Annotated in this window: 7 protein-coding genes and 1 pseudogene; 3 read left to right on the top strand and 5 right to left on the bottom strand. The window is 62.8% G+C overall.

Features of this window, described 5'->3' with window-relative positions:
- Positions 1-730, top strand: a pseudogene (locus tag Q4E95_RS04120) (amino acid transporter); the annotation flags it as partial.
- Between the two features lie 89 nt (positions 731-819).
- Here Q4E95_RS04120 and Q4E95_RS04125 read toward each other — a convergent pair.
- The 3 genes from Q4E95_RS04125 to Q4E95_RS04135 all read right to left on the bottom strand — a co-directional run bounded on the left by Q4E95_RS04125 (position 820) and on the right by Q4E95_RS04135 (position 3752).
- Entirely contained in the window at positions 820-2061 is a 1242-nt protein-coding gene (locus tag Q4E95_RS04125) for an MFS transporter (protein ID WP_303382098.1), read from the bottom strand.
- 313 nt (positions 2062-2374) lie between these two features.
- Positions 2375-2923, bottom strand: coding sequence for a rhomboid family intramembrane serine protease (locus tag Q4E95_RS04130; RefSeq protein ID WP_303382099.1), 549 nt, complete (start codon positions 2921-2923; stop codon positions 2375-2377).
- Between the two features lie 286 nt (positions 2924-3209).
- On the bottom strand, positions 3210-3752 hold the full coding sequence (locus Q4E95_RS04135; RefSeq protein WP_303382100.1) for a peptidylprolyl isomerase: 543 nt from the start codon (positions 3750-3752) through the stop codon (positions 3210-3212).
- A 164-nt stretch (positions 3753-3916) separates the two neighbouring features.
- On the opposite strand from Q4E95_RS04135, the gene Q4E95_RS04140 reads away from it, so the two are divergent.
- Positions 3917-4780, top strand: a complete 864-nt coding sequence (locus Q4E95_RS04140) for a hypothetical protein (protein WP_303382101.1) — start codon at positions 3917-3919, stop codon at positions 4778-4780.
- Positions 4781-4885: 105 nt separating this feature from the next.
- On the opposite strand, the gene Q4E95_RS04145 is transcribed toward Q4E95_RS04140, so the two are convergent.
- The gene (locus Q4E95_RS04145) at positions 4886-6181 is read right to left on the bottom strand and encodes an Nramp family divalent metal transporter (protein WP_303382102.1); all 1296 of its coding nucleotides are present in this window, start codon (positions 6179-6181) and stop codon (positions 4886-4888) included.
- 169 nt (positions 6182-6350) lie between these two features.
- A complete protein-coding gene (locus Q4E95_RS04150; RefSeq protein WP_303382103.1) occupies positions 6351-7115 on the bottom strand; it encodes a MerR family transcriptional regulator in 765 nt (254 codons plus the stop codon).
- Positions 7116-7227: 112 nt separating this feature from the next.
- Between Q4E95_RS04150 and Q4E95_RS04155 the strand changes: the two genes are divergently transcribed.
- Complete coding sequence (locus Q4E95_RS04155; protein ID WP_303382104.1) at positions 7228-7803, top strand: DUF2306 domain-containing protein; 576 nt, start codon at positions 7228-7230, stop codon at positions 7801-7803.
- Positions 7804-8004 lie beyond the last annotated feature (201 nt).

Below are 8004 nucleotides of genomic sequence, written 5' to 3' on the forward strand. Positions count from 1 at the left end.
CGCGACCGGGGTGCTGGTTCTCATGACCTCCGCGGCGCTCGCGGTCACGCTGTCCGCCGGACATCGTGGCCGCCCGCGCCTCGCCCGGGGGTACGGACTGATCACGGCAGTGTTCCTCTACACGACCGTGGCCAACGTGGTGGAACGCCCGGACGGCATCAAGATCGCGGCGGTCTTCGTGTTCTGCATCCTGGTGATTTCCTTCGCCTCGCGCGTGTGGCGCGCCTCGGAGTTGCGCATCACGGACCTCCGCGCCGATTCCGCCCTGCGTACCTCGATGACCGCTTCTCGCGGCCGCGCCGTCCAGTTGATTCCGCGCAACCCCGACCCTCAGGGCGTGGACGAGGACTACCAGCAAAAACTGTCCGTCGAGCGCCGTTCTCACGCCCTGGTCGAGGATTCGGATGTGTGGTTCGTGGAGGTCAAACTGCGCGATCCGTCCGATTTTTCGGACAAGGTCTCCCTGGTCTCACGCACCGTGTGTTCGCACCACGTCATTCACGTGGACGGCTCCTCCGTTCCCACGTGCCTCGCGGGGGTCGCCCTGTGGGTTCGCGATCAGACCGGTGTGCCACCCCACGTGTATCTCGAGTGGTCTTCGGGCTCACCCGTGCGTAATTATCTGCGATTTTTACTGTGGGGCCAGGGCCAGACCGCCACGGTGGTTCACGAGATCCTGCGGCGCGCCGAGCCCGACGACGACGCTCGCCCCGTTGTCCACGTGATGTGACGTGACGCGCGTGGTCACGTTCCCCATCAGGGTTACTCGCCGGCTCCGTGCGGCGCACCACGAGTGACTACGGGTGAAACGACCGGTGGTCAGTTGGTTTCTGGTTCCGTAGCAGCCATCTCGACCGTGATTCGATGGCGCCGTGCCAGCCCCTTCTGCCGCTTGGCTCCGTAGAGGGCGAGCAGTCCGCCCACTATCACCAGGGCGCACGCGACGAGTGCCGGCGAGCGGTAGCCGAAGCCCGCAGAAATCACCGCGCCACCCAGTACGGCGCCAATGGAGTTGGCCACGTTGAAGGCCGAGTGATTCAGGGATGCGCCCAGCAAACGTGCGTCACCGGCGGCGTCGATGAGCCAGCTCTGGATGGACGGCATGACGAACGAGTTGGCCAGGCCCATGGCCAGGCCCGCCACGAAGATCCCCACGGGATTACCCACGAGAGCCCACACGGCCAGCATGACCAGTGCGAGCACCGGGAACCCGGCAATCATGGATTGTTTGGGGTAGCGATCAGCGCTGATGCCACCGGCGATATTGCCCACCGTCATGCCCACGCCCACGGTCGCCAGCAACCACGGCACCGCGCCACCGGGCAACCCGGCCAGTTCGCGGCTCATCTGGGTGAGATAGCTGAAGATCGCGAAGAACCCACCGAAACCGATTGCGGCAACACCCATGACGATCCATACCTGCCCGTACCGAAGTGCAGACAGCTCACCCCTGCGGCTCGCTCCGGCAATGGGGCGTTGGGACGGCACGGTGAGCCACAGGGCGGCCAGGGTCACCAGGAACACCACCGCCACGGCAATGTACGCCGCACGCCATCCGAGGGCCTGACCCAGCGCGGTCATGGTGGGAACGCCCACCACGTTGGCCACGGTGAGTCCGGACAGCGCCAGTGCAACGCCCTTGGCCTGATTACCGGGGCCCATCACGTCCGCAGCGACGAGCGATGCCAGACCGAAGTACGCGCCGTGGGGCAAGCCGGCCAGGAAGCGCATGACCATCAAGGCCTCGAACTCCGGTGCCACCGCGGAGGCCGCGTTGCCCACCAAGAGAGCCACCGCCATCACCAGGAGCATGGTGGTCCGGGACGCGCGTGCCACGAGCACGGAAATCAGTGGTGCACCCACCACGACACCCAGGGCGTAGGCGCTGATCAACCAGCCGGCCTGGGCAATGCCCTGCTCGGGCGCCGCGGCGTACGTCTCGCCCAACATGTCTTGCGCGATCTGCGGTAGCAACCCCATGGAGACGAACTCCGTGCACCCGATACCGAATCCGCCCAGGGCAAGTGCGAACAGGGCGAGCCTGCGACGGGCGGGAGTCATTGGGGGCATGCGAGCAGAGCCTTTCGAAGGGTGGGTTTTAACGCGGAGTATTAAGGCGCGTCTACCAGGGTGCCGGTTTTTGTTCGCGGGGTGAACTACTTGTGGTGCGATTCACCCGAACGTGTGCTTCTCCCCAGCCCGTGCACAAGAGTTATCCACAGGTGTGGAGAACATTGTGCATATCCCGAACAACATGTACGCCACGGGGGTCGTAGGCCGCGCGGTCCCGGTATCCACAGGGTTGTTCACAGTTGTGGAATTACACGTCTGTAAGTTGTTAACAGGTGTGGACAACCCCTGTGGACAAGCTTTATCAACGCCGCTTTCGTAGCCCCGGAAGCATACCCAAGGACACCAGTGCGCCCACGATCAGGCCGCCCACGTGGGCCTGCCAGGCAATCCCGCCCACCAGGAATCCGAACGCCAGGTTGATCCCGATGAGCACCACGATGGGCGTGATGCTGCGCTTGAAATGACGCATGAAAATGAACACCGCCCCGAACAATCCGAAGACACCGCCCGAGGCCCCGATCACCAGGACATTGGGTTGGCCCAGCAGCAGAACTCCCAGGGAGCCACCCAGGACGGAGAGAACAAACAGCACGACCATCCGCCACGCCCCCAGTAGTGGTTCGAGCATCCGACCGAACAGATAAAGGGTGTACATGTTCAGCAACAGGTGCACGGGTGACGGCATGGAGTGCACGAAGCCCGAGGTGAGCATGCGCCATGGCTGGGAGCTGGTCAGTACCGGCGCGTACCCCAACATGGAGGCCAGGTTGTAGGGCGTGGCTGCGTAGACCAGCCATTGGAGACCCCATACGGCCACGCACAGCCCAATGATTACCCAGGAGGCCGGCATGTCGCCCCCGCGGCGGCGTGGAACACCGCGACCACCGCGCTGCTGAGGCGACCGCGGAGAGCGAGCAGGCTCGAGCGGGTTGCCCGGACCGGGGCCAGCCTGTGGGCCCGAAATGTACTGACCGTATTGCGGGGCAGGAACGGGCCGATCCCGCCACGGGCCCTGCGGGTCATCCTGGTTCTCTCGAGGACGCTCATTCATGTCTGCTCCCGTATATCTACTGGTCATATCCACGACAAAGCCCACCCGGTCAACGGGTGGGCCTTGGCTGCGAAAAGCTTCTGGGTCAGAGCTTCTCGACGTCGATGGAGGTGATCACGGCGTCCTCCACGGGGCGGTCCTGACCGCCGGTGCGAACGTTGTTGAGCTCGTCGACGACCTTCTTGGAATCGTCATCTGCTACCTCACCGAAGATGGTGTGCTTACCCTGCAGCCACGTGGTGGGTGCGGTGGTGATGAAGAACTGGGACCCATTGGTTCCGCGTCCGTTACGCAGACCGGCATTGGCCATGGCCAACATGTAGGGCGCGTTGAAATTCAGTTCCGGGTGGATCTCGTCGTCAAAGTTGTACCCGGGTCCACCGATTCCCTGACCCAACGGGTCACCGCCCTGGATCATGAAATCCTTGATGATGCGGTGGAACACGATGTCCTTGTAGAGGGGACCGTTCTGCTTCTCACCGGTGCGGGGATCGGCCCATTCCTGGGATCCGTCCGACAGACCGACAAAGTTCTTCACGGTCTTGGGCGCATGGTTACCGAAGAGTTCCACCACGATGTCGCCGTGGTTGGTGTGGATGGTCGCCTTGTGTGTGGCAATAGCAGTCATGGTGCCATTGTGGCACGCTCCCCGGTGTGCGCCAGGGCGCCGGGAGTCGTTCAGCGCACAGTGAAAAGCCCGTGAATCCGCTGATTGGGCCCTTCTGGGCTACGCAACAGCCCGTATGCTGATTGTGGAGCTTTTTAATGTCACTACTTCAGGAGGGACACGTTATGAGCTTGTTCAAGAGCGAAAACCAGAAGAAGGCCAAGGCAGCCCAGAAGGGTGCCGAGGGAAAGGTCGTGGACGCCGGTGCATGGCTGTCCAACGAAATCGGTCACCTGGGTACCAAGCTGCAGCACGGTGTGGAGACGGGCGCTTCCGCCCTGGCCACCGGAGTTCAGTCCTCGGGCCCCTACGTCCAGGAGGGCCTGGGTAAGGCTCAGGACCTGAGCGACACCGTAAAGGCTCGCGGTGAGAAGGCCGCCGCAGCCGGTGCAGCCGCTGCCGCTCCCCTGGCCGCCAAGGCGGCAAAGAACACCGCCAAGGGCCGCGCCGCAGCTCAGGGCAAGTACGACGGCGCCGTGGCTGCTCTGGCAGCCAAGGTCGCGGATGCAGACACCTCGGACCAGTTCGACGCTCTGATCACCAAGCTCACCGGTGACAAGAAGACCGTCAAGCGCATCCAGAAGGCTGCTCGCAACTCCGCCAAGGAGTACGCCAAGAAGCAGAAGAAGGCCCAGGGTGGCAACAAGGGCCTGTTGATCCTCGGTCTCATCACCGCCGGTGCCGTGGCAGGCGTGGCCGCGTGGCGCGCTTCCCGTCCGGTCCAGGATCCCTGGAAGACCCCGGCCACCACGTCACCGCGCGTGTCCGCTTCCCCGGTCAACAACTCCACCACCGTGGCCGCAGGTCAGGGTGCCAAGGTTGATGACGTCAAGGATCCCACGTCGTCCGTGAACGACCAGGGCGCTGCTTCCCAGGCTGCTCACCGCGCATCCGACGGCGCCAAGTCCGTCGCTGAAGATGCCAAGCAGACCGTCAACGAGGTCAAGGAACAAATCAAGGGTTCCAAGCCCGAGGACAACAACAAGTGATCTGAGCCGGCCTCGCGCTGACTGAGTAGCACCGCAACGCCGCCGGGCCCCGAGAAGGGGCGCCGGCGGCGTCGTCGTTCAAGGCCGTTCTGCGGTGCGGTGCCGCTAGGAGAATACGTCCGAAACGGTGTCCCACACTTGGTAGATGCCCAGGATGCCGAACAGCACGGCGCAAATCACCAGCACCGCGTTGGTGAACATGCCGTTACGCCAATTCTTGGGCGTGCGCGAGGTGTTGAGCAGCCCCAGCAGGGTGACCGCCAGGAACGGCATGAACAATGCACCCAGCACCCCGTAGAGCAGAATCAGGAACACCGGCCGGTCCAGCAGCAGCAGAAGCATGGGTGGGAAGGTAAGCCACAGCAGGTAGAACTTGAAGTACTTGCCGCCGTTGCGGGTGTCCGGGTGGTCCTTGGGACGGTTGCGGATATTGCCCCAGTAATCGGCGAACATGAGCGAGACACCGGACCAGACGCCCACCACGGACGAGAAAGACGCGGCCCAGAACCCGATCAGGAAGATCACGCCGATCACATCGCCGTAGCGTTCGCGCAACACGGCATCCAAGTCGAGCAGGCCACGGTCGCCGGCGCTGATGGCATAGCCGGCGGAGTAAAGGACCTCGGCGCCCACCACCAGCATGGCCAACACAAAGATGCCGGTAATGGCATATGCAACGGTATTGTCCAACTGCATGACACGCATCCACCGCGGCTGGTGCCAGCCCTTCTCACGCAGCCAATAGCCGTATGCCGCCAAGGTAATGGTGCCGCCCACGCCACCGGCCAGTGCCAGGGTGTAAACCACGCCTCCCTGCGGGATCACGGGGATCAGACCCTTGAGCATCTCCGGGATGTTGGGCAGCGTGATGATCGCCAGTCCCACCATGACCAGGAACATGATGCCCACCATGGCCGCGGTGATTTTCTCCACCGCCGCATAGCGTCCCAACCACACAATGCCGAAGCCGATCAGACCCATCATGATGGCCCATGCCCACAACGGCAGGATCGGGAAGAGAGCCGCCAAGGGAAGTGCGGAAGAGGACATCGCGGTCGCGCCGTACACAAAACCCCAGATGAGGATGTACGGACCGAAGTACCAGGATGTCCAACGCCCCAGCGACCGCCAGCCCTCGAAGATGGTCCGCCCGCTGGACAACGAGTAGCGTCCCGCGCCCTCCACCAGAACGACCTTCATGACCGTGCCCACGATCACGGCCCACAACAGCGCGTACCCGTAACGAGAACCCGCGGTCAGGGTCGCAACCATGTCCGCAGCGCCCACCCCCGTGGCGGCAACCACCAGGCCGGGGCCCACGATCCGCCATTTCCTGACCCGTTCCAACTGCTCACTCGGATTCACCGACGTATCCGGCAGTAAGGCTGTTTTATCGCGCATTCGGCTACTCCACTGACTTGGCAAGCATGAGAAGGGTCACAACAATTACTCGTCATCATTTCACGCGTTAACTGTTCGGGCGTTTCGGCACACAACTGTGGCAGAGAGGTTTCGAATATTTCACCCGCCGACGTCGCTCGGCCGCCTTCCCGACTGACGTCCCGATCGGTCAGCGGTTGCCTTCATCGTCTGCTGGGCTCGAACGCGCATGCGACCCCTGAGCCACCGCCAGAAGTTTGAGCAGAAAACGCGAGTAGGAGTAGACCCCCAGCGCTACGTACATGGCGAGCTGGTCGCGGCTCACCGACTCGTCCCCGGAAGCGCCGCCCCGATCCGCCATGCGCTCCCATTCCTCGAGGCCCCTGCGGTCCTGCGCGATTCGGAGCTGGTGCGCGGCCACCGCATCCACTGCCCGTGCATATACCAGTGCGGAATCCAGGTGCGGAGCCAGCCCCCACAGGGCCATCCGGTGGAGTTCCTGATCGAGGGCAACCATGGATTCATCCGTGCCGGATAGCCATCCCATGGCGTTCACTATGTCATTCGCCGTAAGGCGGGTGTCCTGGGATGTCGGTGGGTGATCGCGAACCGCGTCACCTGCGCTGTCAGCATCTCGATCTTCCCCGCAGGGACTCGGCCCGGGACTTTCGCCCAGAAATTCTTGGACCACGGTCTGCACCTCACCCATGAGCACAACGGTGGTCACCGTCTCGGCCGCGTTCACTGCGGTGACCAACCGCGCACACTGTTCGAGGGACAGACCAATGACCTGGCGCAGAGCCTTGATGAGTTCCAACCGCTCCACGTGCTCATAACCGTAACGCGCGGTCGTTGCATTGAGCTTCTCACCGGGGTGCAGCAGCTCATGACGAAGGTAGAACTTAATGGAACTGGCCGGAACACCTGTGATTTCCACAAGATCTTTGAGCTTCACGGCGCTTCTCCGGTTGACGACTCGGGTGGTTCTCCCACCCCTGATTTGGATACCTGTTCCGGGTTCAGCTATCTACGATGACAGACTTGGATACCCGAACTATCTTATGGGCATGGAAGCACTCGATCATTTGGTCTCCAGCCCCCTCCTCATTGTTCACGTCGTCGCCGCACTCTTCGCTTTGGCGGTCGGACCGTTCAACCTGGTGCGTCGGAAACGTGATCGCACCCATCGCATGCTCGGGCGCACGTGGGTGATCGCCATGGTAATCACCGCGGTCACCAGCTTTGGGATTCAACGGCCGTTCTCGTCGCTGTCCGGGCTCCACGCGCTCTCGGCATGGACTCTCATTTCTCTCGCCCTCGGGGTCGTGGCCATTCGCCGCGGGAACGTGAAAGCTCATCAGGGAAACATGATCGGCTCGTACGCTGGGCTGTGGGCGGCGTTCCTATTCGCGGCCCTGGTTCCTACCCGCACGCTGTCCCAGGTAACCGCCGCCGCACCGCTCACTGCAGTCACCACCGTGGTGGTCATCCTGCTCGCGGTAACGGCCACGTGGTTCGTCTTCCGACCCCAGCCGGCCGAAGAAACAGACTCGGATTCGGCTGATGCGGGCGGTGTACCTGTCGAATACAGGTCTGCGCTCCGCAAGGCCGATACCTACGCGATCCAACACCTGAAGTCATAATTCACCGTCTGCCCGCCAGGGGTCTCAACGAACAGACGTCACCCCGCCCGTAATCTGATAGACGTTAGGGCCGAAGAACCGGATTTTTTCGGTTATAACGTCGATGGCATTGCAGACGGGGTGGCCTGCATACGCTAACGCGCACAAAAAAACCTCCGGGCCCCTGTCGCAACGGGAACCCGGAGGTTTTGACTGTGGAGC

The sequence above is a fragment of the Kocuria sp. genome, assembly GCF_030536815.1.
GTDB lineage: Bacteria > Actinomycetota > Actinomycetes > Actinomycetales > Micrococcaceae > Kocuria > Kocuria gwangalliensis.

What these genes read in the sequence shown, in the direction of transcription:
- Q4E95_RS04125 (WP_303382098.1), bottom strand. Translation starts at nt 2,061, where the DNA reads ATGACTCCCGCCCGTCGCAGGCTCGCCCTGTTCGCACTTGCCCTGGGC.
- Q4E95_RS04130 (WP_303382099.1), bottom strand. Translation starts at nt 2,923, where the DNA reads ATGCCGGCCTCCTGGGTAATCATTGGGCTGTGCGTGGCCGTATGGGGT.
- Q4E95_RS04135 (WP_303382100.1), bottom strand. Translation starts at nt 3,752, where the DNA reads ATGACTGCTATTGCCACACACAAGGCGACCATCCACACCAACCACGGC.
- Q4E95_RS04140 (WP_303382101.1), top strand. Translation starts at nt 3,917, where the DNA reads ATGAGCTTGTTCAAGAGCGAAAACCAGAAGAAGGCCAAGGCAGCCCAG.
- Q4E95_RS04145 (WP_303382102.1), bottom strand. Translation starts at nt 6,181, where the DNA reads ATGCGCGATAAAACAGCCTTACTGCCGGATACGTCGGTGAATCCGAGT.
- Q4E95_RS04155 (WP_303382104.1), top strand. Translation starts at nt 7,228, where the DNA reads ATGGAAGCACTCGATCATTTGGTCTCCAGCCCCCTCCTCATTGTTCAC.